The sequence below is a fragment of the Pseudothauera lacus genome (assembly GCF_003034845.1).
Lineage (GTDB): Bacteria > Pseudomonadota > Gammaproteobacteria > Burkholderiales > Rhodocyclaceae > Pseudothauera > Pseudothauera lacus.
In genome coordinates this window covers 245,242-269,379 of record NZ_PZKC01000004.1, presented here as the reverse complement: position 1 = coordinate 269,379, position 24,138 = coordinate 245,242, and the positions used below count along the sequence as shown (strand labels likewise).

Below are 24,138 nucleotides of genomic sequence, written 5' to 3'. Positions count from 1 at the left end.
ACCATGAGTGCAATCGTTGATGTGATCGCCCGCGAGATTCTCGATTCCCGCGGCAATCCCACCGTCGAAGCCGACGTGCTGCTGGAGTCCGGCGTGATGGGCCGCGCTGCGGTGCCGTCCGGTGCCTCCACCGGTTCGCGCGAGGCCATCGAGCTGCGCGACGGCGACGGCGGCCGCTACCTCGGCAAGGGTGTGCTGCGCGCGGTGGAGAACGTGAACACCGAGATTTCCGAAGCCATCATCGGCCTCGACGCCGAAGAGCAGGCCTTCATCGACCGCAGCCTGATCGAGCTCGACGGCACCGAGAACAAGTCCCGCCTGGGCGCCAACGCCATGCTGGCGGTCTCCATGGCGGTGGCCAAGGCTGCTTCCGAAGAGGCCGGCCTGCCGCTGTACCGCTACTTCGGTGGTTCCGGCCCGATGACCATGCCGGTGCCGATGATGAACGTGATCAACGGCGGCGCACATGCCAACAACAGCCTGGACATCCAGGAATGCATGATCATGCCGGTCTCCATGACCAGCTTCCGCGAAGCCCTGCGTTGCGGCGCGGAGATCTTCCATCACCTGAAGAAGCTCACCGACAAGAAGGGCTACCCCACCACCGTGGGTGACGAGGGTGGTTTCGCGCCCAATGTGTCCGGCACTGAAGAGGCGCTGAACATGATCCAGGACGCCATTGCCGCCGCCGGCTACGAGCCCGGCCGTGACGTGCTGCTGGCACTGGACTGCGCGGCCAGCGAGTTCTATAAGAACGGCAAGTACGAACTGGTGGGCGAAGGCCTGAGCCTGACCGCCGAAGGCTTCACCGACTATCTGGCCACGCTGGCCGACAAGTTCCCCATCGTCTCCATCGAAGACGGCATGGCCGAAGGCGACTGGGCCGGCTGGAAGACCCTGAGCGACCGTCTGGGCAAGAAGGTGCAGCTGGTGGGCGACGACCTCTTCGTCACCAACACCAGGATCCTTGAGCAAGGCATCGAGCAGGGCATCGCCAACTCCATCCTCATCAAGATCAACCAGATCGGCACTCTCACCGAGACCTTTGCCGCGGTCGAGATGGCCAAGCGCGCCGGCTACACCTCGGTGATCTCCCACCGCTCGGGTGAAACCGACGACGCCACCATCGCCGACATCGCGGTGGGCCTCAACGCCATGCAGATCAAGACCGGTTCGCTGTCGCGCTCGGACCGCATCTCCAAGTACAACCAGCTGCTGCGCATCGAGGAAGACCTCGGCGATACCGCCAGCTACCCGGGCCGCAAGGCCTTCTTCAACCTGCGCGCGCGCTGAGCCCGCAGTAAGCCCGGCACGGGGCCGCTGCGGCGGCCGCGTGCGGTGGCCAAGGGCAAGGGCGTGCCATGCCCGTCTCACACCTGGTGCTGACCTCTGACATGCGCTGGATTCCCATCGCCCTTGCCGTGCTCCTCCTTGCCCTGCAGTACCCGCTCTGGGTTGGCAAGGGCGGTTGGCTGCGGGCCTGGGAGGTCGATGCGCAGCTGCAGGCGCAGCGCGAGGTCAATCTTCGCCTGGAGCAGCGCAACGCCGGCCTCGCCGCCGAGGTCGAGGACCTCAAGTCCGGCAACGAGGCCGCCGAGGAGCGCGCACGCTTCGAGCTCGGGGTGACGCGGCCGGGCGAAATCTATGTCCACGTGCCCCGCGCCGCGCCGGCGCCGCAAGAGGGCGGCGCTACAGCAGCTCGGTAATCTGCTCGCGCCGTTCGAGCTCGTCCTCGAAGGCGCACAGCTCCGCCCCCAGTGCGTCGCGTGCCGACACCATGCCGAGCGGGCGGCCGCCCTCGACCACCGGCACGTGACGGAAGCCGTTGTCGTACATCAGGTGCAGGGCGTGCCCGAGGGCGCGCTGGGCACTGACGCAGAGCGGGTCCGGGGTCATCACTTCGCCCACCGTGGTGGTGTCGGGGTCGCGTCCGGCAGCGAGCACGCGCCCGAGCGCATCGCGTTCGGTGAAAATTCCGCGCAGCTTCCCCTGGTCATCCACCACCATCACCGCGCCCACCCGCCGTTCGGTCATTCTCCGGCAGATCTCGCGTACGCCGCTGTCTGCGCTGCAGGTGAGAATCTGCTGTCCTTCGATGACTTCGCTGATCAGTCTTGTCGGCATCTCTCCGTCCTCCTCCGTTGAAGTTGCGCTTGCAGCGGGAGGCCTGAGACGCCGCCCGCTTCAGTTGCTCAGCAGGCTGCGCGCACCGTCGATGCGCTGGGCGAAATAGGGATTGTCGAGGCGGTCGATGCGGATGCTGCCGCGGCTCGACGGGGCGTGGATGAAGCGGCCATCGCCGATATATACACCCATGTGGGAGTGGCGGCGGTTGAGGGTGTTGAAGAACACCAGATCGCCGGGGTGCAGTTCCCCGACGTTGATCGGCCGGGTGCTGGCAGCGATCTGTGCGGCATTGTGGGGCAGGCGCTGTCCGCTGACCTGCTCGACGATGTAGCTCACCATGCCGCTGCAGTCCATGCCGGCTTCGGGGTTGCGGCCGCCGAAGCGGTAGCCGACATCGAGCAGGCCGAGTGCGAAGAGCACTACTTCCTGGCGCTGTGCTTCGTGGTGGACGGAAAAGTAGTTCGTTGCCGCGGGAGCGGGGCGCGCTGCGGGGGCGCTGCCGGCGGGCGGCGGCGCCGGGCGCGGCGTCGCGCAGGCTGCCAGGATGACGCTGACAGCCAGCACGGCAAGGCGCTGGGCGACGGGAGGCGGATTCATGCCGACAAAGATAAACCAGCGTTGGCCAGTGGTCTAGCAGTCTGTCGGACTTGAGACTGATCTGCTGCGCCAGTGGGAGAAGCGGTCCATATCCGACCGTTCTCTCGTTGCATAGAACCACTATGCGCCTCGACAACGGCCGAATCTGGCCTCGCTTTCCCACTTGGCTCGCGACGATCGCTCAAGCCCGACAGGCTGCTAGCGCGCATTCCTCATGCCGACCCGCAGTTGGGGGAGGGGAGAGAAAACGCGGGCTGGCGTGAAGTGCCGCAATGTCGCCTGCAGCGCGCCGCGAGGGCGGCGATCAATCGATGAGTTCGATGCGCCCGTTGATATTTACGCCGATCAGGCTTTGGCCCGCTTCCATCGGTGCCGGGGCGGCGGACATGGCCATCTCGGCACTCATCCGTGCCATCACCGGGGGAGGGTGGTAGCCGCCTTCGGTGATGCTGAGGTGGGCGATGTGGTACTTGCGGCCCAGGGTGCCGGCGACCAGGCGGGCGCGTTCCTCGAAGGCGCGGATGGCCTCCACGGTGGCCTCGTCGGCGGCCTGGCGGCGGGTTTCGGGTGCCGGCTGCATGGCGATCTGCGACACCGCGAGGGTGTCCTGCAGCTTGCCGAGGAGTTCCGACATGGCGGCGATGTTGCGGCTCTCCAGGCGGATCTCGGATCGCATCCGCCAGCCTTCGATGCTCCGGCTGTTGCGCGCGTAGACCGGCCAGGTCTGCGTGCTGCCGCTCTGGACGCGTACGTCGCCGTAGGTCTTGGCAATCTCCAGGGCGGCGGCGATGGCGCGGTTGACCTGGGTGGCGACGGCGGCGGGGGTGGTCGCGGTGGCTTCGTGGTAGGCGGTGGCGGTGGCCAGATCGTTGGCGGCGGCGCGCTGGGCTTCGGCGGCCAGTTCGACGGTGGCCGGCCGGGGTGCCTCACTGGCCCCGGCAAGGGGGACGGCGCAGGCGAGGATGAGGGTGAGCAGGGCACGGCGCGGCAGGGTCATCACGGATACTCCGACGTGGATCAAGGGCGTTTTATACCGCAACTGCGCCGCCCTTGCCGGTGGCGGACTGTAAAGGGGTGTGAAAGCGCCGCTCAGCGCGACCGCAACGGGTCGATGTGGCGCAGTTCGCCGGCGTAGCGCCGGGCGTTGTCGACGTAGTGGGCGGCATTGGCGCGGATGCCGGCGATGTCGGCATCGCTCAGTTCGCGGATGATGCGTCCCGGCGAGCCGACTACCAGCGAGCGGTCGGGGATCACCTTGCCTTCGGGAATCAGGGCGTTGGCGCCGATGATGCAGTGTTTGCCGATCACGGCGTTGTTGAGGATCACCGCGTTGATGCCGATCAGGCTGCCGTCGCCGACGGTGCAGCCGTGCAGCATGACCATGTGGCCGATGGTGACGTCGCGGCCGATGCTCAGCGGCACGCCATCGTCGTTGTGGAGGATGGAGCCGTCCTGGATGTTGGTGTTGTCGCCGATGGTGATGGGGTCGTTGTCGCCGCGGATCACCACGTTGTACCAGATGTTGACGTTGTCGCCGGCGACCACGCGGCCGATCACCGTGGCGTTGTCGGCCACCCAGCAGCCAGCGCCGAATTGCGGCTCCTTGTCGCCCAGTGCGTAGATTGGCATGCGGAGGTCTCTCTGTCTTGTTTTGTGTGGCCGGCTCGCGCCGACGGAAGGGGCGCAATCATAGCAATTGCTGCGCTGCATGGAAACTTTCCGTTACGTCAAAAGCCGCAGTTGCATCAAACACTTCCGTGCCGTGCCGGGTGCGGTGCTAAGCTCTGCCCTCCGATCGCCCCGTCCCGTCGCGCAGTACCGCTCATGCTCAGTTACCGTCACGCCTTCCACGCCGGCAATCACGCCGACGTGCTCAAGCACTTCCTGCTCGTCGAACTGCTCGACTACTACAACCGCAAGGACAAGCCGTGGACCTACATCGACACCCACGCCGGGGCCGGCTGCTATGCCCTGAACGGTGAGCAGGCGGGGCGCAACGCGGAGCACCTGGGCGGGATGACGCGCCTGTGGAACAGGGCGGAGCTGCCCGCCGACCTGGGTCCCTATGTTGACGCGGTGCGCCAGTTCAATCCGCACGGGCGGTTGAACTTCTACCCCGGCTCGCCGGCGCTGGCGATGACCCGCCTGCGCGCGCAGGACCGCATGCGCCTGTTCGAGCTGCATCCGGCCGACGTCGAACTGCTGCAGAACACCTTTGCCGCCGAGCAGGCGCGGGTTACCGTCAAGCGCGCCGACGGTTTCAATGCCTTGCGCGGGCTGCTGCCGCCGCCGAGCCGGCGCGCGGTGGTGCTGATCGACCCGCCGTATGAGGTCAAGGATGACTACCGCCGCGTGGTCGATTGCCTGCGCGACGCCCTGAAGCGCTTTCCGTCGGGCTGTTACGCGTTGTGGTATCCGCTGCTGGCGCGCAGCGAGGCACGCCAGTTGCCCGAGCGCCTGGCCGAACTGGGAGCGGAGAGCTGGCTGGATGTGCGTCTGGTGGTGAAGGCGCCGGCGCGCGACGGTTTCGGCATGTTCGGCAGCGGCATGTTCGTGATCAACCCGCCGTGGGTGCTGCCCGAGCGCCTGGAGCGGGTGATGCCGTGGCTGGTGCGTGAGTTGGGCGAGGACGGCAGCGCCGGTTTCGATCTCGAGCACCACATCGCATGACGCCCGCCGACGACCCCCTGATCGCGCTGCGCGAGGCCTTGCGCGCGTTTGCCGCCGAGCGTGACTGGCAGCCCTTTCACACCCCCAAGAATCTCGCCATGGCGATGGCCGGCGAATGCGGCGAGGTGCTGGAGCACTTCCAGTGGCTGACCGCCGAGCAGTCCGCCGCGCTGCCGGCCGAGGTGCGTGCGGAAGTGGCCCTCGAACTGGCCGATGTGCTGCTCTACCTGGTGCGTCTCGCCGATGTGCTGGAGGTCGACCTGGCGGCCGCCGCACGGCGCAAGCTGGCGCTCAACGCCGAGCGCTACCCGGTAGAGGCAGCGCGCGGACGGGCGGCCAAGTACGACCGCTTGTGAAAGAAGTGTTTCAGTTGGGTTAAACGTATATTTCTGAAACAATACGCGCTTCGTCAAACAGCGAGTGCGCGTGTGGAATTTCAGCACATCAACGAGATCGAGCGGGCCACCCAGAAGGGGCGTTCGGAGCTTTTCCGGCTGGGCATGGGGCTCATCTTCCTGGTCGGGGTGATGTTGTATGCCGCCATGCGCGGCGACGGGCAGACCAGCCTGATCCTGATCATCGCCGCCGTGGTCGGTGGCTACATGGCGATGAACATCGGCGCCAACGACGTTGCCAACAACGTCGGTCCGGCGGTCGGTTCGAAGGCCCTGACGCTGGGCGGGGCGCTGGTCATCGCGGCGATCTTCGAAGCGGCCGGGGCGCTGATTGCCGGCGGTGAGGTGGTCAGCACCATCCGCAGCGGCATCATCGATCCGGCGCGCATCCCCGATACCGACACCTTCATGTGGGTGATGCTGGCGGCACTGCTGGCCGGGGCGCTGTGGCTGAACATCGCCACCGCGGTGGGCGCACCGGTGTCCACTACCCACTCCATCGTCGGTGCAGTGCTCGGCGCGGGCATCGCCGCCAGCGGTTTCGACGTGGTGAACTGGCCGGTGATGGGCTCGATCGCCATGAGCTGGGTGGTTTCGCCGCTGATGGGCGGGCTGGTTGCCGCCGGCTTTCTCTACCTGATCAAGCACAGCATCACCTACAAGGCCGACATGGTCGCCGCGGCGCGCAAGATGGTGCCGCTGCTGGTGGCTCTGATGGCCTGGGCGTTTGCCACCTACCTGCTGCTGAAGGGGATCAGCAAGCTGTGGAAGGTCAGCTTCGGCGGTGCAATGCTGCTCGGACTGGTCTTCGCGGTGTTGATCTACCTGATTGTCAAACCCATCGTGGACCGCCGCTCGCGACAGATCGCCAACACCAAGCAGAGCGTCAACCAGATGCTCACCGTGCCGCTGATCTTTGCCGCGGCCCTGCTCAGCTTTGCCCATGGCTCCAACGACGTCGCCAACGCCGTGGGGCCGCTGGCGGCAATCGTCGACATCGTCACCAAGGGCGGTGGCGAGGTCGGGCGGGCAGCGCCGATCCCGGTGTGGGTGATGATGGTCGGCGCGCTGGGCATAGCGCTCGGGCTGGCCCTCTACGGCCCCAAGCTGATCCGCACGGTGGGCAGCGAGATCACCGAGCTTGACCAGATGCGCGCCTACTGTATCGCCATGGCAGCGACGCTGACGGTGATCGTTGCCAGCCAGCTCGGCCTGCCGGTGAGCTCCACCCACATCGCCGTCGGCGGTGTGTTCGGTGTCGGCTTCCTGCGTGAATACCTGAAACGCAACTACGACCGCATGGTGGCGGAAATCAAGGCCCACCACCCGGAGGGCAATCAGGCTGCGCTGGATGCCTATCTGGCGCGTTTCGCCAAGGCCTCGGTGCAGCAGAAGGGTGAGATGCTCGCCGAGCTGAAGCGCAAGTCCAAGCTCCAGGAAGATCCGCTCAATCTCTCCAAGAGCGAGCGCAAGGGCTTGCGCAAGGTGTACAAGCACGAACTGGTGAAGCGCTCGCAACTGCTGCGCATCGCCGCCGCCTGGGTGATCACCGTGCCGGCTTCGGCGACCATTGCGGCGATGCTGTTCTTCATGATCCGGGGCATGATGCTGCCTGCCTGATGTAACGAGCGGGCTGTATCATCCCCCCATGAATGCCTTTGAAGTCATCTCCCTGCTGCTCATGGGCGCGCTGGTGTGGCTGTGGTTCGACAGTCTGCAGGCGCGCGAGGCCGGTGTGCGCGGCGCGCAGGCGGCGTGCCGGCGCGAGGGCGTGCAATTGCTCGACGACACGGTGGCTTTCCGCAGCCTGCGCCTGGCGCGCAACGACCATGGCCACATGGCCCTGCAGCGGGTCTATGAGTTTGAGTACTCAGGCAGCGGCAACGACCGCTACCGCGGTTCGGTGATGCTGCTCGGGCGCGAGATCACCATGCTGGATATCACTGCGCACCGCCGCGCGGCCTTGCACTGAGCGCTGCGCTCAGGCAATGAACACCGGGTCGGAGAACACCAGTGTGCCGTCCTTGCGCATCATCAGGTTGTTGGCGTTGAGGATGTCGGGCAGCACCTGATACTCCTCGACGAAGTCCGACAGCGCCTTGAGCGCCTGCTGCAGGCTGTCACCGACATCGAGCGGATGGGTGGTCATGTGATAGAGCGCGATGCGCCCCATGTCCATGCCCAGCCGGTTCCATTGCTGGCAGGCCGACCAGTAGAACTCCATCAGCCGCGTGGCCAGATCGGCCGCGGCGGTATGTTCCTGCAGGGGATACAGGCGCTCCATCTCGATGAGGTGGAAGGGGTAGCCCGAGGAGGCGCGCCCGATGATGCCGTGGTCGGCGTGGATCAGCGGGAAGTGCTTGCCGCGCGGGCGGTCCTCGGCGGTGTACAGGAAATAGTCGGCGGGCGAGCTGATGATCTTGTACACCCGCTCGCCGTCGCCCTTGTCGACGACGATGGAGTATTCGCCGCGACCGATCTCCTGCTTGCCGGCCAGCAGCGGGTGCTCGGGAACAGGATCCGGCAGGATCAGCTGTTCCCGGCCCAGGCGGGCGCGGGCTTCGGCAAGGTCGATCATCGCGGCGCTGCTCCGCACTCAGCCCATGATGTTGTAGCCGGCGTCAACGAAGTGCACGCCGCCGCTGATCAGGCGTCCGGCATCGGAAACCAGGAAGGCGGTCAGCGCGCCGATGTCCTCCGGCGTCACCAGGCTGTGCATCGGCGCGCGCTCCACTGCGGCGGCCATGAGGCCGTCGAAGCCGGCGATGCCGGAGGCCGCGCGGGTCATCAGCGGGCCAGGGGAGACGGCATTGACGCGGATGTTCTTCTCGCCCAGTTCGGCGGCCAGATAGCGCGTTGCGGCCTCCAGCGCGGCCTTGCACAGGCCCATCACGCCGTAGTTGGGGATGACCTTCTCGGAGCCGAGGTAGGTCATGGTCACCAGCGAGCCGCCGCCGGCCTTCACCAGCAGGGGCTCGGCGTGCTTGGCCAGACGCACGAAGGAGTGGGTGGAGACGTCCATGGCCAGTGCGAAACCGTCAGGCGAGGTGTCGACCACGCGGCCGTGGAGGTCGTCGCGCTTGGCGAAGGCCATGCTGTGGATGGCGAAGTCGAGCTTGCCATGGCGTTCCTCGATGCGGGCGAAGACATCGCTCATGGTCTCCGGGCGGGTGACGTCGAGCAGATAGACGTCCTCGACGCCGAGACGCTGGATGATCGGTTCGATGAAGGCGCGCGTCTTGTCGTTCTGGTAGGTGATCACCAGCTTTGCGCCTGCCTGGGCACACGCTTCGGCGACGCCGGTGGAGATCGACTTTTCGTTGGCGATGCCGGTGATCAGACCGACTTTGCCTTCCATGTTGATGATCGGGGTCATGCGGACTCCAGAGGCGGTTGAGGGGCTTGCGGGGCGAATGAAAGCACACGCGGGTTACAGGGCCGGGAAATGCGCCCGGGCGTGACTTGCGTTGCTGTTCATGCGAACGATTAGAGTATATTCTGCATTGCAGCATTGGCAAAACAGGCGGCTTCAAGCCGCCCCCTTCAGAGCGCAAGATGAGCAAGAACGCTTATGTTTTCATGGACTTCGACGGCGTCACCCACCCTTGGGGCGAGGTGGAGGATTTCCGTTGCCTGCCCCTGATCGAGAGCGTGGTGCGTGAGTTCGACGAGGTGCGCATCGTCATCGCCTCCGACTGGCGCATGCTGTTCTCGCTCTCCAAACTGGTGGCACGCTTCGCCGAGGACATCCGTCCGCGCGTGGTGGGGGCGACGCCGCACGTGATTCCCAAGAAGGGCACCGAACTGCACGGCCTGCGCGAACGCGAGGCGATGCTGTGGCTGGGTCAGCACGAAGCCGACGTCGCCAGCGCGGCGTGGTGTGCGCTGGACGATGCGCCGGGCAACTGGCTGACCCGTTCGCGCCTGGTGCTGACCGATTTCAAGCGCGGCTTCAACGAGGAGGATGCGGAGGTGCTGCGCCGCATGCTGACCGCCTTCCGCGCCGGGGTGCCGCACATCGAGCCGCCCAAGTCGGCGCTGCGCTGGGGCTGAGGGCCGGGTTCGTTCAGTCCCGGGTCTGGCCCGCGTGGCGCAGGATGTGTGCCGCGCAGGAGACTCCCGAACGGACTGCCGCCTCCAGCGTGGCGGGGTAGTCGGAGTCGGTATAGTCGCCGGCCAGCCACAGTCCGGGCAGCGGCGTGCGTCCGCCGGATGGCCGCAGCAGGCCGGGGCGGCAGGCGAAGGTGGCGCGTTTCTCGGTGATGACCTGCGACCACTCGGGCGTCGGCAGGCGGCGCCCGAGCACTTCTTCAAGCTGTTTGTGCACCGCCAGCACCAGTTCATCGCGGCCCAGTGCTTCATGGGCGCCGCGAGCGCTGATCACCGCGGCGAGCAGACCGTTGCGGCCGCCGAACTGCGCGCGGTCGAAAACCCACTGGGCAGGGCCACCGCTGACGCCGATCATCGGGTGAGGCAGGCGCACGCCGTCGCCGAGGGCGAGATAGACAGTGGCGATGGGTTCGCTGGGGAGGGCGTCGATCTGTGCGGCAAGGCGCTCGCAGTGGCCGGCGCTGGCAAGGAGGGGGGCTGCGTGGTGGGGGGCGGTGGCGATCACCAGCTGGTCGTAGCCGGCGCGCCCGGGGTCGCCGTCGAGAAAGAAACGCCGGCCTTCGCGGCGGATGGCGTCGATGGCGTTGCCGGTGCGCAGCTTGCCGCGGCGTACGGCGAGATAGCGCGCGGCGGGGACCGGGAAGAGTTCGGAGAGATCGACGCGCGGGATCAGCACTTCGCTGGCGCTGGCATCGGCGCCCAGGCTGTCGCGCAGGACGTTCACGAAGATCTGCGCGGAGGCTTCGGCGAGCGGGGTGTTGAGGGCCGCCACGCACAGCGGCTCCCAGATCAGCTTCTGCAGGGCTTCGCTCTGGCGTTGTGCGCGCAACAGGCCGGCTACCGTCTGCGCGGGGTCTGCGCGCCAGCCGCCGTGGCGCAGCGCATGCATGAAGCGCAGCATCGCCAGGCGGTCTGCCCAGCGCAGGCCGCGGGCGCGCAGCAGGCCGACGGCCAGATGCAGGGGAGCGGGCAGCGGCGCGGCCTGGAGGTGGAGATGGCCGGGGTTGTGGAGCAGCAGTGGGAGGTGCTGGAGGGTCTTCGGGGAGACCCCGGTGAGGCGCAGCAGGCGGGTCAGTTCGGTATACGCGCCGAGCAGGATGTGCTGGCCGTTGTCGACTCGCCAGCCGTCCTTGGCAACCACCCGGGCGCGCCCGCCGAGGGTGTGGGAGCGCTCGAAGACGGTAACCTGCACGCCCCGGCGCGCGAGCTCGACGGCGCAGGCGAGGCCTGCATAGCCGGCACCGATGATGGCGACCTGGTGCAGCACGGCGTTCAGCCCTTGATCCAGGTCCGCCAGGCCAGCCAGAGCTTGCGCAGTGGCGTCAGCGAGGTGCGGCGGTCGAGGACGAGGAAGCCGTCGCGGGCAATCTCGTCGAGCAGGGTGCGATAGATTGCCGCCATCACCAGGCCGGGGCGCTGGGCCTTGCGGTCGGCGGCGGGCAGATGGGCAAAGGCCTGCTCGTAGAACTGCTGCGCGCGTTCGGCCTGAAAGGCCATCAGGGCGCGGAAGCGCTCGCTGTAGCGGGCTTCGAGGATGTCCGCAGCGGGGACCTCGAAACGCTGCAGGTCTTCGATGGGCAGGTAGATGCGCCCGCGACGGGCGTCCTCGCCGACGTCGCGGATGATGTTGGTGAGCTGGAAGGCCATGCCCAGATCATGGGCGTACTTCAGCGTGGCGCGATCGCTGTAGCCGAAGATCTCTGCGGCCAGCAGGCCGACCACGCTGGCGACGCGGTAGCAGTACAGCTGCAGGCCCTTGAAGTCGAGATAGCGCGTCTGCTGCAGATCCATCGCCATGCCGTCGATGATCTCCAGCAACTGCTCGCGCGGCAGGTCGAAACGGCGGATCACCTCCTGCAGGGCCAGGCCCACCGGATGGGTGGGGGTGCCGTCGAAGACGCGCGCCACCTCCTGGCGCCACCATTCGAGCTTGGTCTGCGCCAGGGAAAGGTCGTGGCATTCGTCGACGACGTCGTCGACCTCGCGGCAGAAGGCGTACAGCGCGGTGATCGCCTGGCGGCGCTCGGCGGGCAGGAAGAGAAAGCTGTAGTAGAAGCTGGAGCCGCTGCTGGCGGCCTTGTCCTGACAGTAGGCGTGCGGATTCATGTGTGTCTGCGGTAGTTCAGGGCGCGCCAGGCGAGTACCGGCCAGTCGCCACGGCCAAGGGTGGGGCGGCGGCGGAAGACGTCGCCGCCGGCACGTTCGATGCCTTCGAGGATGCGCAGGCCGCCGAGCACCATCAGACGCAGCTCCCAGCCGATGCGCCCGCGCAGTTGCAGGGCCAGCGGGGCGCCGGCGCACATCATCGCGCGGGCGCGTTGCACCTCGAAGTCGATCAGCGCACGCCAGGCGGCATCCACGGTGCCGGCAAGCACCTGCCCGGCACTGACGCCGAAGCGCGCCATGTCTTCGGCGGGGAGGTAGATGCGCCCCTTGGCGCGGTCGATACCGACATCCTGCCAGAAGTTGATCAGTTGCAGGCTGGTGCAGATGCGGTCGGAGAGGGCGAGGCGGTGTTCGTCCGCGGCATCATAGAGATGCAGCAGCAGGCGGCCGACCGGGTTGGCCGAGCGCCGGCAGTAATCGGTGAGTTCGGCGAAGTCGGCGTAGCGCGTCTTGACCACGTCCTGGGCGAAGGCGTCGAGGAGGTCGTGGAAGGGCTGCAGGGGGAGGCGGTGGCGGTCGATGGTGCGCGCCAGGCGGGCGAACATCGGCGCCAGGGCGGGGTCGGCACAGGGCTGGCCGGCGGCGATGGCGTCGAGTCCGGCACGGTAGGCGGCGAGCCCGGCGAGGCGTTCGGCGCTGCCGGCCGTGCCTTCGTCGGCGATGTCGTCGGCACCGCGCGCGAAGGCGTAGATGGCTTCCACCGGCTCACGCAGGTGCGCGGGCAGGAGCAGGGAAGCGACGGGGAAGTTCTCGTAGTGGTCGACGGGCATGCAGGCAGGCGCGTTAAGGGGCGAGGCTTGGCCCGCCGCGGCGTCCGGAGTATAAGCGAAAGCGCGCCCGGGCACTTTTGCCGTCATCGGCGCTCAACGGCTCATGCTGCAGGTACGCGCACTTCGCAAAGCTTTCCATGGTTCCGCCGGGCAGGCCCTGTTCGGCGGGGTGGAACTCGACCTCGCCGCCGGCGAGTGCGTTGCCATCGTCGGCGAGTCCGGCGCCGGAAAATCCACCCTGCTCAACTGTCTGGCCGGCCTCGAACCCGTCGACGGCGGCAGCATCCGTCTCGCCGGACAGGAACTGAGTGGTCTCGATGATGACGCCTGGTGCGCGCTGCGGCGCCGGCGCTATGGCTTCGTCTTCCAGGCCTTTCACATCCTCCCTCATCTCAATGTCGCGCATAACGTCGCCCTGCCGCTGTGGCTGCTCGATGCCGACGAGCGTGCTGCGCACGGCGCGGCGCTGCACATGCTTGAACAGGTGGGCCTCGGTGGGCGTGGCGAGGCCTGGCCGGCGCAGCTTTCCGGTGGCGAACTGCAGCGGGTGGCGATCGCGCGGGCGCTGGTGCATGGGCCGGCGCTGGTGCTTGCCGACGAACCCACCGGCAATCTCGATCCGGCGCGTGCGGGGGCGGTGCTCGACGTGCTGCTCGGTCGCGTACGCGAGGCCGGCGCGGCGATGCTGCTGGTGACGCACTCGGCGAACGCGGCGGCGCGTGCGGACCGCGTGCTGCGCCTTACCGGCGACGGCCTGGTTGCCGCGGAGGCGCCGTGATGGGCGGTGCCCTGCGCCATGTGTTCATCGCCAGCCTGCGCCGGCGGCGCCTGGCCACCGTACTGTCGCTGCTTGCCATCGCCCTCGGGGTGGCCCTCGGGCTGGCGGTGCAGCTCATTCACAATGCAGCGCTGGCGGAATTCGAGCGCGGTGTCCGGATTCTCGCCGGTGAGGCCGACCTGCAGGTCAGCGGTGCGCGCGGTGGTTTCGACGATGCCCTGTTCCTGCAGCTTGCCGCGCATCCCGGGGTGGCGGAGGCCAGCCCGGTGGTGGAGGTGCACGCCGCGTTGCCGGGGCGCGAAGGCAGCCTGCGGGTGCTCGGTGTCGATGTCTTCCGCCTCGCCGGCGTGCAGCCGGCGCTGCTGCCGGCAGCCGATGGCGAGGCCGGCATGCTGGCGGCGCTGGCGCCGGGGCGCATTTTCCTCAGCCCCGCGGCGGCGGCCTGGCTGGCACTTGAAGCCGGCGACGCGCTGGCGGTGCAGAGCGGTGTGCACGAGCACACGCTGACGGTCTCCGGCAGCGTGCCGGCGGCAGGTGCCGGACAGGTGCTGGCAGTGATGGACATCGCCGCCGCGCAGCAGCTCTTCGAGCGTATCGGGGTGCTGACACGGGTCGACCTGCGTCTGGCGGAGGGTGCATCGCCAGTCCAGCTGCGCCGTGAACTGACCGCACTGCTGCCCGCCGGGGTGTTCGTCGAGGTCCCGCAGCTGGCGCTGAGCGAAGCCGCGACGATGTCGCGTGCCTACCGTGTCAATCTCAGCATGCTGGCCCTCATTGCCTTGCTCACCGGGGGCTTCCTGGTGTTCTCCACGCAGTTGCTGGCGGTGGCGCGGCGCCGTCAGGAGTTCGCCTTCCTGCGCGCGCTGGGGCTGCCGCGCGGCATGCTGTATCGCGGTCTGCTGCTCGAGGGGGCCGTCCTGGGGCTGGCAGGCGGCGTGCTCGGCGCGCTGCTCGGCCATGTGCTGGCAGTGCTGGCGCTGCGTCTGGTAGGGGGCGACCTGGGGGCAGGATACTTCGATGGCATGCGGCCGGCGCTGCACTTCGACGCGCTGTTGACGCTGTCCTTTGTCGCCCTTGGCGTGGGCGCGGGGCTGGCCGGCAGCTGGCTGCCGGCGCGTAGTGCCGCGACCCTGCCGGCCGCGCGCGCACTGCGTGCCGGCGACGACGCCCTGCTGCACATGCGACCGCGCTGGCAGGGTGTGGTGGTCTGTGCGCTGGGCGCGCTGCTGAGCGCTGCGCTGCCCCCGTTCGCTGGCATGCCGCTGGGGGGCTATCTGGCCGTGGCCTGCATCCTTGCCACTGCGGTGCTGCTGCTGCCGCAGGCGACCCGCCTGGTGATGCGGCTGCCGGGGTCGCCACGGGCGTTGCTGTGGCGGCTGGCCCGCGCCCGTTCGCATGCCGCGCCGGGGCAGGCGGTGGTCGCCGCAGTCGGGGTGCTGGCGAGCGTTGCGCTGGCCTCGGCAATGGCGATCATGGTGAGCTCCTTCCGCACTTCCGTGGATGACTGGCTGACGCGCATGCTGCCAGCCGATCTGTACGTCCAGGCTTCGCCCTCGGCGGCCAGCGGTTTTCTCGATCAGGACGCGCTGCGGCGCATCGCCGCCCTGCCCGGGGTGGCGCAGGTGCAGCCCATCCGCGCCGAGCAGGTCCGCCTGCGCAGCGGCGGGGCGCCGCTGACGCTGCTGGCGCGCGAGGTCGGCGGTGGCTGGGGGCTGCCGCTGGTGGCGGGCAGCCTCAGCACAGGCGAGGCCGAACTGCCGCCGGCGTGGGTGTCGGAGGCGGTGGTCGATGTGCATGGCCTGGCCACCGGGGCGCTCATCGAGCTGCCGCTGGGCGGGCAGTGGCACGCCTTCCGGGTTGCCGGGGTGTGGCGTGATTACGCCCGCCAGCATGGCGCGGTGGTCATTGAGCTGGAGACCTACCGCGCCATCAGTGGAGACCGGCGCGCCAACGATGCAGCCCTTGTCGTGCACCCAGGCGTCGACGTCGCGGTGGTGGCCACGGCCCTGGCCGACGCCTTCGGCGAAAACATGCTGCGGGTGGCGACCCCGGGTGAGATCCGCGCCCTGAGTTTGCGCATCTTCGACCGCAGCTTCGTGGTCACCTATCTGATGGAGGCGGTTGCGGTGCTCATCGGCCTGTGCGGGGTGGCGACCACCTTCGCCGCGCTGGCCACCGCCCGTCGGCGCGAGTTTGGCATGCTCCGCCACCTTGGTCTCACCCGTGCGCAGATCGGCCGCCTGCTGGCGCTGGAGGGCGCCCTCGCAACCGCGCTCGGGGTGGCCGGTGGCCTCCTCGCCGGGGGGGCGGTGGCGTGGGTGCTGGTCGAGGTGGTCAATCGCCAGAGCTTCCACTGGAGCATGGACATCAGCGTGCCCTTCGCCATGCTGGCGGTCTTTGCGGCGGCGTTGATCGTCCTTGCCGCACTTGCGGCGCGCATTGCCGGCGCGCAGGCGATGCGCCAGTCCGCAGTGCAGGCGGTGCGGGAGGACTGGTGAAGGTGGGGTGCCTGCGCATGACCGCATTCTGGCGCCTGGTACTGGCGATGCTCGGTGCCGCGGTGCCCGTGGCGCTGCCGGCGGCGGAACCCGCTGAAGGCGCTGCCTATGCGCCGGTGCTGCCGGGGCGGCAACTGGTGTTGCCCGCCGACGGCGGTGCGCACGATGCTCACCGCACCGAATGGTGGTACGTCACCGGTTGGGTGGAGGACGAGCAGCGCCGCGCGCGCGGTTTCCAGATCACCTTCTTCCGCGTGCGCACGCTGATCGGCGAGGACAACCCCAGTCGCTTCGCCCCCTCACAGTTGCTGCTCGCCCACGCCGCGCTCGCCGATCCCGCCCACGGCCGCCTGCGCCATGCCGAGCGCGCCGCCCGCGCGCTGCCGCCGCTGGCCGGCTACGCCGACACCCACACCGAGGTGTGGATCGGCGACTGGTCGCTGCGCTGGGACGGGGAGCGCTACCTCAGCCGTGCGTTCGGGGAGGACTTCGCCTTCGAACTGGCCTTCCGGCCCACCGTCGCGCCGCTTTTCAACGGTGACCAGGGCTTCAGTCAGAAGGCCGCCGATCCCGCGCACGCCAGCTACTACTACAGTCGCCCGCAGCTTGCCGTAGACGGCACCGTGCACGTCGCCGGCGAGGAGCTGGCGGTGAGCGGCAGCGGCTGGCTGGACCACGAGTGGTCTTCCGCCATCATGCCGCCGGGCGCCCAGGGCTGGGACTGGCTGGGCATCAATCTGGCCGATGGCGGTGCGCTGATGGCCTTCCAGATGCGCGCCGAAGACGGCCACGCGCTGTGGGCGGCGGGGACCTTGCGTGCGAGCGACGGCGTGCAGCACAGGCTCGGCGCCGACGAGGTGCGCTTCCAGCCATTGCGCTACTGGCGCTCGCCGCGCACCGGCAACCGTTACCCGGTGGCCTGGCGGGTGGAGATCGCCGCCGCTCAGGGCCGTGCCGCGCGCGTCGTCGAGGTCGAACCGCTGATGGACGACCAGGAACTCGACAGCCGACGCTCCACCGGTGCGGTGTACTGGGAGGGCGCGGTACGCCTGCTGGAGGAGGGCCGGGAGATCGGCCGGGGTTATCTGGAGATGACCGGTTACGGTGAGCGGCTGCGCATGTGAGTGCTTCGCTGCACGGGGTCAAGACTGCGGCAGTTCCAACCAGTCGGTGACCTCGACGGTGCAGATGACTTCGATCATGGGGGCGTGGCTGGATCGTTGTTCGGCGCGACACGGCAGGCCTGCTTTCCTCAGGGTGCCGTTCAGGTGGTCAAGCGGCGTTCCCGGCGTCCGGTACCCCCTCGGCAGGCTGGGGGGGCTGCTTGCCGTGCAATGGAAGTGGTTGGGCCAGCCATAGACCACCTTCTCTCTGCGCCACTGTTCTGGCAGGGCCAAGAGGGGGGCGGATACCTCCGGCGGTGTGCTGCCGGGCACCGCCAGCCAGTTGCTGGCCGACCTTGTCCAGGCGCAGAACTGCTCCTGTGACGGAGGCTGAGGCTTGAGGACTTCGGCGATGGCTTGGGTCAGTGCCGCAGGGTTTCCGCCGACAGCGTTGTTTCGGGCAAGCAGGCGCTCGCGCGCGGCACCCTCGTCGGCAAGTTCATAGATGATGTCGTAGACATTGGGGGCGCCGTAGCTTGGAACGAATCGTCCCCCGGGGGGCAGGATGTGGAAACTGTCTACGTGAGTGGCGTAGAAGGCCGCGAGCTTCACACAGTCGTCGAGTTGCCGAGCATCCGGAAGTCCGAGTGAGCGATCCGTGAAAGGAAAGTCGATGTCATCGAAGCGCGAACGACTTACCGGATACAGAACGGTGCCGATGTTGGAAAGAAGGTTGAGGATGTGCGGCGTGTTCGGCAGCAGCTGCCTTTCAAGAAGAAACTGCGCATAGCGCAGGTCGCAGTGACGGTTGGCAACGAAGTAATCGTAGGACGAGTAGTTGCCGTGCTGTGTCCTGTAGACGTTGCTGATCGTCGGCGCGGTGGGCGTCTGCAGGAAGGTCGGCGCAGGTGTGGGCGCATTGCGACGACTTCGCCGCGGGGCCGATGTGTGTTGTGTGTCGGCGATTGCGGGGTGTTCATCGATACCGGCGCTGAACAGCATGTAGCGGTGATGAGGCAGAACCAGATCGTGTTTGAGAAATTCGACAGGGATGTCGCGAACGCCGCTGATCAGCATGACGTCCAGCGCGGTGAGCGCGTTGGTGAGGGCAGGGGGGATGAAGTGCTCAAGCTGGCTGCGCAGCGTTTCGGGGAGTTTCTCTACCTCCAGTGCGAGGGGGCGGATGGCATGACGTTCCGCGGAGCTCAGTGCGCGGTCGATGAAACGATGGGTGTCTCCTGCGTACACCAGGCTTTCGATGGTCAGTCCGGCCTGCACGGCGGCGTCGGCCTCCTGGCGACAGGCGTTCATCAGCGCCTTGAGTCGATTGTCATCAAGTTGCGACTCCAGCGTTCGGCGGTGATCGAAGGTGACCGTGTGCTGGAAGATCCATGTGTTGCGCTGGTGGGAGTCAACGCAGATGACCCTGGCTGTTTTGGCGGCGCTGCGGATCTCATGGGCCTTCAGCGTGACTTGCTCGCCGCCTGTGCACGGGCTCCGGAGCGAGCATTTGGTGTAGCGCACACTCGCCAGGCTGTCATGCGGGGAGCCGGTTACCGTGATGCTGAACGATGGGCCGAGAAGAACGGTGGCAAGCGTGAGCAGCGCCAGGATGGCGAGGTGCGTGGCAAGGCCAGTCGTGTGGCGATGCAGATTGATTGCCGCCCACAGGCCGAGAGAGAGAGCAAGGGTGAGTGCAAGCTCTGCGCTGCCGTACAGCCTGATGTACCCGTTGGCGCCGAACGATGGTTCGCCCAGTTCGCCATAGGTGGCCCGGACGACTAATCCGTAGGTTGCCGCCAGGGCAGCGAGGCCAAAGAGATGCAGGGCGGCCAGTGCTGCGCCAGAAACGGGGCGGTGCGTCCCCTTCCGAACTCCGCCCAGAGCCAGCCCAATAGTGCCGACGAGTCCGGCCGCGATCGACAAGGCGGCAGCCGTGGGAAGAAAGTCTGTGTTCTCCCCGCTAAGACTAATGCGCAGGAGCATGAGGCCAAAGGCGGAGGACAGGAAGAGCCAGAGTGCGATCGACCTGGGGGGTCTGGGCACTTCAGGCGCCTTCTGCTGCGGCGGGGCGTATATCGACATGCAGGATTCGTTGTCCGTCGGAATGGATCACAGATGCCAGCTTCCGAGCAGGGGCTCGTTTCCTCAGGCCAAGCAGGATGGCGCTGGAGATCTCGTGAGCATATTACATTACGACAAGTGAGAATGTCGGGTGCCAACGGAACAGCGGGTCAAGTATCTCCCCAGCCGTGATTCGCGGTCATGCGCTGCGCGAAGTCGCTCCGCGAGCGGCGCAGATTCGTCGCGCTGGACTGGCCCGACGTGGCTTGGCTGCATCAGGATGAAGGCAGGGTAGTGAGGGAGGTTGCGGGCTTCCTGGCGGCCGTGATGCGTCTGCTTCGCTCAGCGCTGCTCAGGCGGTCAATGCAGGCTGCCTCGGGGGATGGCTCTGGTGCCGGTGGCCTGTCGCGGCCATGCATGAGGGCTAATGAAGCAATGTGTCACTAGCCTTGAAACCCTTGTGGCTGCAGGTGGTGCCCGGCAAGGGACTCGAACCCTCACGCCTTGCGGCACGGGAACCTAAATCCCGCGTGTCTACCAATTTCACCAACCGGGCCTGTCGCCGCCTTGGGTGGGCGGACAGGCCGCCCCCGTGTGGGCGGGCGGATTATACACGTTTGGCGTTCGCTGCCGTTTCAGCGCAGGTACTGGGCCTTGATGCGTGCGACGCTGCCGTCGGCGTGGAGGGCGTCGAGCGCGCCCTGCAGGCGGGCGATGAGGGCGGGGTCGGTGTCCTTGTGGCAGGCGAAGCCCATCATGCCTTCCTGTACGGTGAATACGGGGCCGTAGGCGGCGGTGACGATGCCGCTTTCCTTCATGTTCCACAGCGCCGTGTCGAGGCCGTAGGCGATGGCGTCGAAGCGGCCGCCGGCGAGCATGCGTACGAGGTTGCGCGCCGAGTCGGTGCGCACCAGAGTGGCGCGGGAGCCGGCGGCGAGCAGTGCCTGCTCGCCGATGTCGTCGCGGACGACGCCGATGGTGAGCTTGTCGAGATCGGCGAGGGTGCTGATGGCGGGGGCGCTGGCGCGCGGGGCGATGATGGTCAGGCGGGTGTCCACCAGCGGTTCGATGAAGGTGAACAGTTCGCGCCGCTGCGGGGTGATGGTCATCGAGAACAGACAGGTGCCGGCTTGTTCCTGGGTCATGCGGTAGGCGCGTGCCCAGGGCAGGATGCGGATGTCGCCGGCGTTGCGGGGGACGCCGAGGCGTTGCCACATCTGCACCAGCACGTCGACGGCAATGCCGCGCGGGACGCCCTTGTCGCTGTAGTTGTAGGGGGCGTATTCCTCGCTCAGCCACTGCAGGGTGGCGAGCCCGTCGGCGCGGGCGTGGCTGCCCGGGAGTGCCGCCAGGAACAGCGCAGCGGTGCAGTACAGGGTGTGTAGCATGCGTGGTGCGATGATGGCCATGGCGCGCTCCGGAGGGGCGTGAGGGTCAGCGTTGCTTGAGGATGACCAGGGTGAGATCGTCGTACAGGGTCTGGGTGGCGATGTGGGCCTTGACGTCGAGGATGATGGCGTCCTTGACGGCTTCGGCGCTTTCGTGGCGGTGTTCGGCGACGCGTGCGGTGAGGCGTTCGAGGCTGTAGAGCTTGTGGTTCTCGTCGGCGGCCTCGGTGATGCCGTCGGTGTACAGCACGACGAGGTCGTCGGCATGAAGGTCGAGGACGATCTGGTTGACGAACTCGCCGACCTCTTCGACGAGGCCGATGGGGAAGCCGAGGTTGTCGGTGTCGATGATCTCGATGCTGCCGCTGGCGCGCACGATGATCACCGATTCGTGCTGGCCGCTGATGCGCAGGCGTCCGCGGGCGCCGCCGGGGTCGTCGTGCAGGGCGTGGTAGTCGAGCAGGGCGAGGGTGAGGTTCTTGCCGCAGCCCATGCGCTGGACGTTGTTGTAGATGGTGCTGTTGAGCACTTCCATGACGCGCACGATGTCTTCTTCGCGGCTGGTCAGGGTGGTGCGCACGGCGCTTTGCGTCATCAGCATCACCACCCCGCTTTCGAGCCCGTGGCCGGTGACGTCGCCGATGCCGATGCGCACGCCGCCGGAGTGACGCAGGATGTCGTAGTAGTCGCCGCCGACCTCGCTGGCCGGTTCCATGTAGGTGGCGATGTCCAGCCCTTCGATGGCGTCGAGCTCTTCGCGCGAGGGCAGCAGGATCTGCTGGATGCGGCGCGAGACGTCGAGCTCCGCGCCGAGGCGGGTGTTTTCGTCGCGCGCGCGGTCGCGCTGCTCGAGGCCGCGCTGGAACGCGCCCATGAGGCGGTCGAGGCTGCCGACGATGTGGCCGAGTTCGTCATCGCGGTGGCCACGCAGTTGCGGGCGTGGCCAGTTGCCCGGGTGGGCGGGGTCGATGCGCGAGATGGCGCCGTGCAGGGCGAGCAGCGGGCGGGTGATCATGAAGTAGAAGATCAGTACCACCAGCGCGGCGATGGCTACGGCCTTGATCAGGCCGATGACGACCAGCATGCGGGCGCGCTCCATGAAGCTGGCGGCGATGGCGTCGGCGGCAAGCTTGACTTCGATGCTGCCTACCAGTTCGTTGCCGGGCGGCGCGCCGCGGTGTTCGAGATCGATCAGGTAGTCGGTGATGTCGCCGAACAGGCGCATGGCAAGGCCGTCGCTGGCGGGTGGGGCTTCGGCAGCGCGGCGCACCAGCAGGCGGCCGAAGTTGTCGCGCAGCTCGACGAGGCGCACTTCGCGGCGGGCGAAGAGGCCGTCGGCAACCTGGGTGGCGAGTTCGTCGTTGAACTGGAAGGCGGCTTCGGCGGCCGAGCCGCTTACCAGGTTCAGGGCACTGTCGGTCTGGGTACGGATTTCGGCGCGCATGCTCTGCCAGTCGGCATAGAGTTCGACAGCGCTGGCGAGCAGGCCGAGAACGAGGGCGACTATCAGCGTGGTGGCGGCCTGACGGAAGGTCAGGCTGCGGGTGATGGCGACGCGGGCGGGGGCGGAGGCGGAGGCGGAGGCGGAGGCGTTGTCCGGGGTGTCGCTCAAGGCCGTGTCCGTCAGTCGAAGACCAGTTCCAGGCTGGGCATCAGGCGCTTCAGGTTGTTGAGCGACTTGCCTTGCCAGGGGATGGTGCTGGAACCGCGGATGGTCAGCGCGCAGTCCTTGCGGTTGCGCGCGCTGATGACGAACTTGGAGAGGGTGGCGATGCCCGAGCTGTTGAGGAACTCCAGCGTGCTGAGGTCTACGGTGAGGGCGCTGCGGCCGTCGAGGGCGTCTTCGAGCAGTTGCGAGATCGGTGCGTACTCGGTGAGGCCGCCAAGCCGCAGGGAACCGCACAGGCGCACGCAGCCGGCCGCGCTGTCGAACTCGGCCTGATAGCCATCACCTGCAAGTGCATTCATTAGGCAGTGCTCCATCATAATTTCAGTGTTACCTGGGTGGTCACCCGGCAGGCGCCGCCATCGAGGGGTTCGAAGCGCCAGGCCAGTTCCGCGCCGTAGTCGTTGATCATGGTGAGGTAGCCGAGGCCGGCGCTGCGCTCGGAGACCGCGTTGTGTTCGAGCTGCTGCAGGTAGAGCTCGCCGGGGTCGGCGGCGCGCAGGTGCTCGATGAAGACCTTGAACTCTTCCGTGGCGGCCCTGCCGATGGCGTTGCTCTCGTGGAAGGTGATCAGTTCGGCGTCGAGCGAGAGCTGGATGGTGATCGGCTCGGGGGTTTCGGCGTCGTGAAACTTCATCGCATTCTCGAGCAGCTCGTTGGCGACGAAGCTGACCGCACCGCGGATCTGTGCCTGACGCGGCGCGCTCGCCGGGGTGCTGTCGTCGAGCGGGAAGAAGGTGGTCACGTAGTCGCCGAGAAAGTCCGCCGACAGGCCGTTGTTGCGCCAGCGCTGGCGCAGGGGTACGCGGCCCGGCCAGAAGCTGAGATTGAGGGTCTCGCTGTCACGGTCGGGGTGCAGTTCGCGCATCTGTCCGAAGTCTTCGGTCATCGGTGTCCTTCCTGCCGGGCGGTCATGTGAGGGCGATCTGGTTGCGGCCGCGTTGCTTGGCCAGGTAGAGCAGGCGGTCGGCCTCGGCGAAGAGGGTGCCGGGGTCGCTGCCGTCGGGAATGCAGGCTGCCACGCCGATGCTCATGGTGAGCTGCCAGTAGGGCGAGGCTTCGTGGGGAATGGCGGCCCGGCGCAGGGCCTCCTGCAGGCCTTCGGCGAGCTGGCGGGCGCCGCAGGCGTCGGTGTTGGGAAGCACGATGACGAATTCCTCGCCGCCGTAGCGCGCGGCCAGATCGCCATCGCGACGCAGGGCCGCGGTGAGGATGGCTGCCAGTTGTTGCAGGCAGAGGTCGCCGTGCTGGTGGCCGTAGAGGTCGTTGTAGTTCTTGAAGTAGTCGACGTCGCAGACCAGCATGGCCAGCGACTGACGGCTGCGGCGCGCGCGCGCCCATTCGCTGTCGATGGTCTCGTCGAGCTTGCGGCGGTTGGCGAGCCCGGTGAGCGAATCGATGCGGGCGGTGTGCTCGGCCTCGATGTAGCGTCCCAGCCACTGCAGGTCGATCTGGTCGGAGTGCTCGGTGATGGTCTGCAGCACTACCTCCAGATCGCGGCTCTTCTGCGTGATGGTGGTGACCAGGTCGCGTAGCTGGCGCTCTACCGCGAGGCGCTCGCGGACTTCGCTCTGGAGCTGGCGATTGGCCATCTCGAGCTGCGACTCGATGGCGTCGCCGTGCTCGATGGCGGTGGTCAGGGCGATCTCCAGATCGCTGCGTTCCTGCTGCAGCTGGTCGACCATCGCCTGCAGCTCGGCAAGCGTCTGCTCGATGTCGAGTACCTTGACGTAGGGGCTCTGACCTGACATTGCCTGCCTGTGCTCGGTGGGCCTGCGGGGACGAGAAGGCGCCCGGGCTGGCCGC

The 24,138-nt window shown here is 67.5% G+C and carries 25 protein-coding genes and 1 tRNA gene; 10 read left to right on the top strand and 16 right to left on the bottom strand.

Features of this window, described 5'->3' with window-relative positions; all coding sequences use genetic code 11:
* Nucleotides 1–3: 3 nt before the first annotated feature.
* Together eno and ftsB are read left to right on the top strand one after the other, a co-directional pair.
* Complete coding sequence (gene eno / locus C8261_RS06780) at nucleotides 4–1,293, top strand: phosphopyruvate hydratase (RefSeq protein ID WP_107492895.1); 1,290 nt, start codon at nucleotides 4–6, stop codon at nucleotides 1,291–1,293.
* Between the two features lie 101 nt (nucleotides 1,294–1,394).
* Entirely contained in the window at nucleotides 1,395–1,706 is a 312-nt protein-coding gene (gene ftsB, locus C8261_RS06775; protein WP_107492977.1) for a cell division protein FtsB, read from the top strand.
* Here ftsB and C8261_RS06770 read toward each other — a convergent pair.
* The 4 genes from C8261_RS06770 to C8261_RS06755 all read right to left on the bottom strand — a co-directional run bounded on the left by C8261_RS06770 (nucleotide 1,690) and on the right by C8261_RS06755 (nucleotide 4,353).
* On the bottom strand, nucleotides 1,690–2,124 hold the full coding sequence (locus C8261_RS06770; RefSeq protein ID WP_107492894.1) for a CBS domain-containing protein: 435 nt from the start codon (nucleotides 2,122–2,124) through the stop codon (nucleotides 1,690–1,692). The two genes, ftsB and C8261_RS06770, sit on opposite strands and share 17 nt — an antisense overlap.
* A 60-nt stretch (nucleotides 2,125–2,184) precedes the next feature.
* Nucleotides 2,185–2,724 (bottom strand): C40 family peptidase, encoded by a 540-nt coding sequence (locus tag C8261_RS06765; protein WP_107492893.1) that lies wholly within the window; start codon nucleotides 2,722–2,724, stop codon nucleotides 2,185–2,187.
* Between the two features lie 304 nt (nucleotides 2,725–3,028).
* The gene (locus C8261_RS06760) at nucleotides 3,029–3,721 is read right to left on the bottom strand and encodes an SIMPL domain-containing protein (protein ID WP_107492892.1); all 693 of its coding nucleotides are present in this window, start codon (nucleotides 3,719–3,721) and stop codon (nucleotides 3,029–3,031) included.
* A 92-nt stretch (nucleotides 3,722–3,813) separates the two neighbouring features.
* Nucleotides 3,814–4,353: a gamma carbonic anhydrase family protein gene (locus C8261_RS06755; protein ID WP_107492891.1), complete on the bottom strand. Its 540-nt coding sequence runs from the start codon at nucleotides 4,351–4,353 to the stop codon at nucleotides 3,814–3,816.
* 195 nt (nucleotides 4,354–4,548) lie between these two features.
* On the opposite strand from C8261_RS06755, the gene C8261_RS06750 reads away from it, so the two are divergent.
* From C8261_RS06750 to C8261_RS06735, 4 genes are all read left to right on the top strand, one after another.
* On the top strand, nucleotides 4,549–5,394 hold the full coding sequence (locus C8261_RS06750; protein ID WP_107492890.1) for a 23S rRNA (adenine(2030)-N(6))-methyltransferase RlmJ: 846 nt from the start codon (nucleotides 4,549–4,551) through the stop codon (nucleotides 5,392–5,394).
* Nucleotides 5,391–5,750, top strand: a complete 360-nt coding sequence (locus C8261_RS06745) for a nucleotide pyrophosphohydrolase (protein ID WP_107492889.1) — start codon at nucleotides 5,391–5,393, stop codon at nucleotides 5,748–5,750. Before C8261_RS06750 ends, C8261_RS06745 begins: the two co-directional genes overlap by 4 nt.
* 72 nt (nucleotides 5,751–5,822) lie before the next feature.
* Nucleotides 5,823–7,409 carry an inorganic phosphate transporter gene (locus C8261_RS06740; protein ID WP_107492888.1) on the top strand — a complete coding sequence of 529 codons (1,587 nt, stop codon included), beginning with the start codon at nucleotides 5,823–5,825 and terminating at the stop codon, nucleotides 7,407–7,409.
* Nucleotides 7,410–7,437: 28 nt separating this feature from the next.
* A complete protein-coding gene (locus C8261_RS06735; protein ID WP_107492887.1) occupies nucleotides 7,438–7,761 on the top strand; it encodes a DUF3301 domain-containing protein in 324 nt (107 codons plus the stop codon).
* Nucleotides 7,762–7,770: 9 nt separating this feature from the next.
* On the opposite strand, the gene C8261_RS06730 is transcribed toward C8261_RS06735, so the two are convergent.
* Together C8261_RS06730 and fabI are read right to left on the bottom strand one after the other, a co-directional pair.
* Nucleotides 7,771–8,367 (bottom strand): hypothetical protein, encoded by a 597-nt coding sequence (locus C8261_RS06730; protein ID WP_107492886.1) that lies wholly within the window; start codon nucleotides 8,365–8,367, stop codon nucleotides 7,771–7,773.
* A gap of 18 nt (nucleotides 8,368–8,385) precedes the next feature.
* A complete protein-coding gene (gene fabI, locus C8261_RS06725; RefSeq protein ID WP_107492885.1) occupies nucleotides 8,386–9,165 on the bottom strand; it encodes an enoyl-ACP reductase FabI in 780 nt (259 codons plus the stop codon).
* A 179-nt stretch (nucleotides 9,166–9,344) separates the two neighbouring features.
* On the opposite strand from fabI, the gene C8261_RS06720 reads away from it, so the two are divergent.
* Nucleotides 9,345–9,842, top strand: coding sequence for an HAD domain-containing protein (locus C8261_RS06720; protein ID WP_107492884.1), 498 nt, complete (start codon nucleotides 9,345–9,347; stop codon nucleotides 9,840–9,842).
* Nucleotides 9,843–9,855: 13 nt separating this feature from the next.
* Here C8261_RS06720 and hpnE read toward each other — a convergent pair whose 3' ends face one another.
* Genes hpnE through hpnC form a run of 3 tightly spaced genes read right to left on the bottom strand, consistent with a single transcriptional unit; the run spans nucleotide 9,856 to nucleotide 12,835 of the window.
* Nucleotides 9,856–11,166, bottom strand: a complete 1,311-nt coding sequence (gene hpnE / locus C8261_RS06715) for a hydroxysqualene dehydroxylase HpnE (RefSeq protein WP_107492883.1) — start codon at nucleotides 11,164–11,166, stop codon at nucleotides 9,856–9,858.
* Nucleotides 11,167–11,171: 5 nt separating this feature from the next.
* The gene (gene hpnD / locus C8261_RS06710; protein ID WP_107492882.1) at nucleotides 11,172–12,005 is read right to left on the bottom strand and encodes a presqualene diphosphate synthase HpnD; all 834 of its coding nucleotides are present in this window, start codon (nucleotides 12,003–12,005) and stop codon (nucleotides 11,172–11,174) included.
* Complete coding sequence (hpnC, locus tag C8261_RS06705) at nucleotides 12,002–12,835, bottom strand: squalene synthase HpnC (RefSeq protein WP_107492881.1); 834 nt, start codon at nucleotides 12,833–12,835, stop codon at nucleotides 12,002–12,004. The genes hpnD and hpnC overlap by 4 nt, the downstream gene beginning before the upstream one ends.
* A gap of 103 nt (nucleotides 12,836–12,938) precedes the next feature.
* Here hpnC and C8261_RS06700 point away from each other — a divergent pair, with 103 nt between their 5' ends.
* From C8261_RS06700 to C8261_RS06690, 3 genes are read left to right on the top strand one after another with little or no spacing between them, the layout of a single operon-like run.
* Entirely contained in the window at nucleotides 12,939–13,613 is a 675-nt protein-coding gene (locus C8261_RS06700; protein ID WP_107492880.1) for an ABC transporter ATP-binding protein, read from the top strand.
* Entirely contained in the window at nucleotides 13,613–16,111 is a 2,499-nt protein-coding gene (locus tag C8261_RS06695; RefSeq protein ID WP_107492879.1) for an FtsX-like permease family protein, read from the top strand. The genes C8261_RS06700 and C8261_RS06695 overlap by 1 nt, the downstream gene beginning before the upstream one ends.
* A 17-nt stretch (nucleotides 16,112–16,128) precedes the next feature.
* Complete coding sequence (locus tag C8261_RS06690) at nucleotides 16,129–17,235, top strand: lipocalin-like domain-containing protein (protein ID WP_107492976.1); 1,107 nt, start codon at nucleotides 16,129–16,131, stop codon at nucleotides 17,233–17,235.
* Nucleotides 17,236–17,253: 18 nt separating this feature from the next.
* Here the strand turns inward: C8261_RS06690 and C8261_RS06685 are convergent, their stop codons facing one another.
* The 7 genes from C8261_RS06685 to C8261_RS06650 all read right to left on the bottom strand — a co-directional run bounded on the left by C8261_RS06685 (nucleotide 17,254) and on the right by C8261_RS06650 (nucleotide 24,083).
* Nucleotides 17,254–19,200: a hypothetical protein gene (locus C8261_RS06685; RefSeq protein WP_107492878.1), complete on the bottom strand. Its 1,947-nt coding sequence runs from the start codon at nucleotides 19,198–19,200 to the stop codon at nucleotides 17,254–17,256.
* 549 nt (nucleotides 19,201–19,749) lie between these two features.
* Nucleotides 19,750–19,834, bottom strand: a tRNA-Leu gene (locus C8261_RS06675).
* A 79-nt stretch (nucleotides 19,835–19,913) separates the two neighbouring features.
* Nucleotides 19,914–20,687, bottom strand: coding sequence for a substrate-binding periplasmic protein (locus tag C8261_RS06670; RefSeq protein WP_107492876.1), 774 nt, complete (start codon nucleotides 20,685–20,687; stop codon nucleotides 19,914–19,916).
* A 25-nt stretch (nucleotides 20,688–20,712) separates the two neighbouring features.
* On the bottom strand, nucleotides 20,713–22,278 hold the full coding sequence (locus tag C8261_RS06665; protein ID WP_181358871.1) for a PP2C family protein-serine/threonine phosphatase: 1,566 nt from the start codon (nucleotides 22,276–22,278) through the stop codon (nucleotides 20,713–20,715).
* An 11-nt stretch (nucleotides 22,279–22,289) separates the two neighbouring features.
* Nucleotides 22,290–22,634: a slr1659 superfamily regulator gene (locus C8261_RS06660; protein ID WP_107492875.1), complete on the bottom strand. Its 345-nt coding sequence runs from the start codon at nucleotides 22,632–22,634 to the stop codon at nucleotides 22,290–22,292.
* Nucleotides 22,635–22,648: 14 nt separating this feature from the next.
* Nucleotides 22,649–23,221 (bottom strand): slr1658 superfamily regulator, encoded by a 573-nt coding sequence (locus tag C8261_RS06655; RefSeq protein WP_107492874.1) that lies wholly within the window; start codon nucleotides 23,219–23,221, stop codon nucleotides 22,649–22,651.
* 22 nt (nucleotides 23,222–23,243) lie between these two features.
* Nucleotides 23,244–24,083, bottom strand: a complete 840-nt coding sequence (locus tag C8261_RS06650) for a GGDEF domain-containing protein (protein ID WP_107492873.1) — start codon at nucleotides 24,081–24,083, stop codon at nucleotides 23,244–23,246.
* Nucleotides 24,084–24,138: the final 55 nt, after the last annotated feature.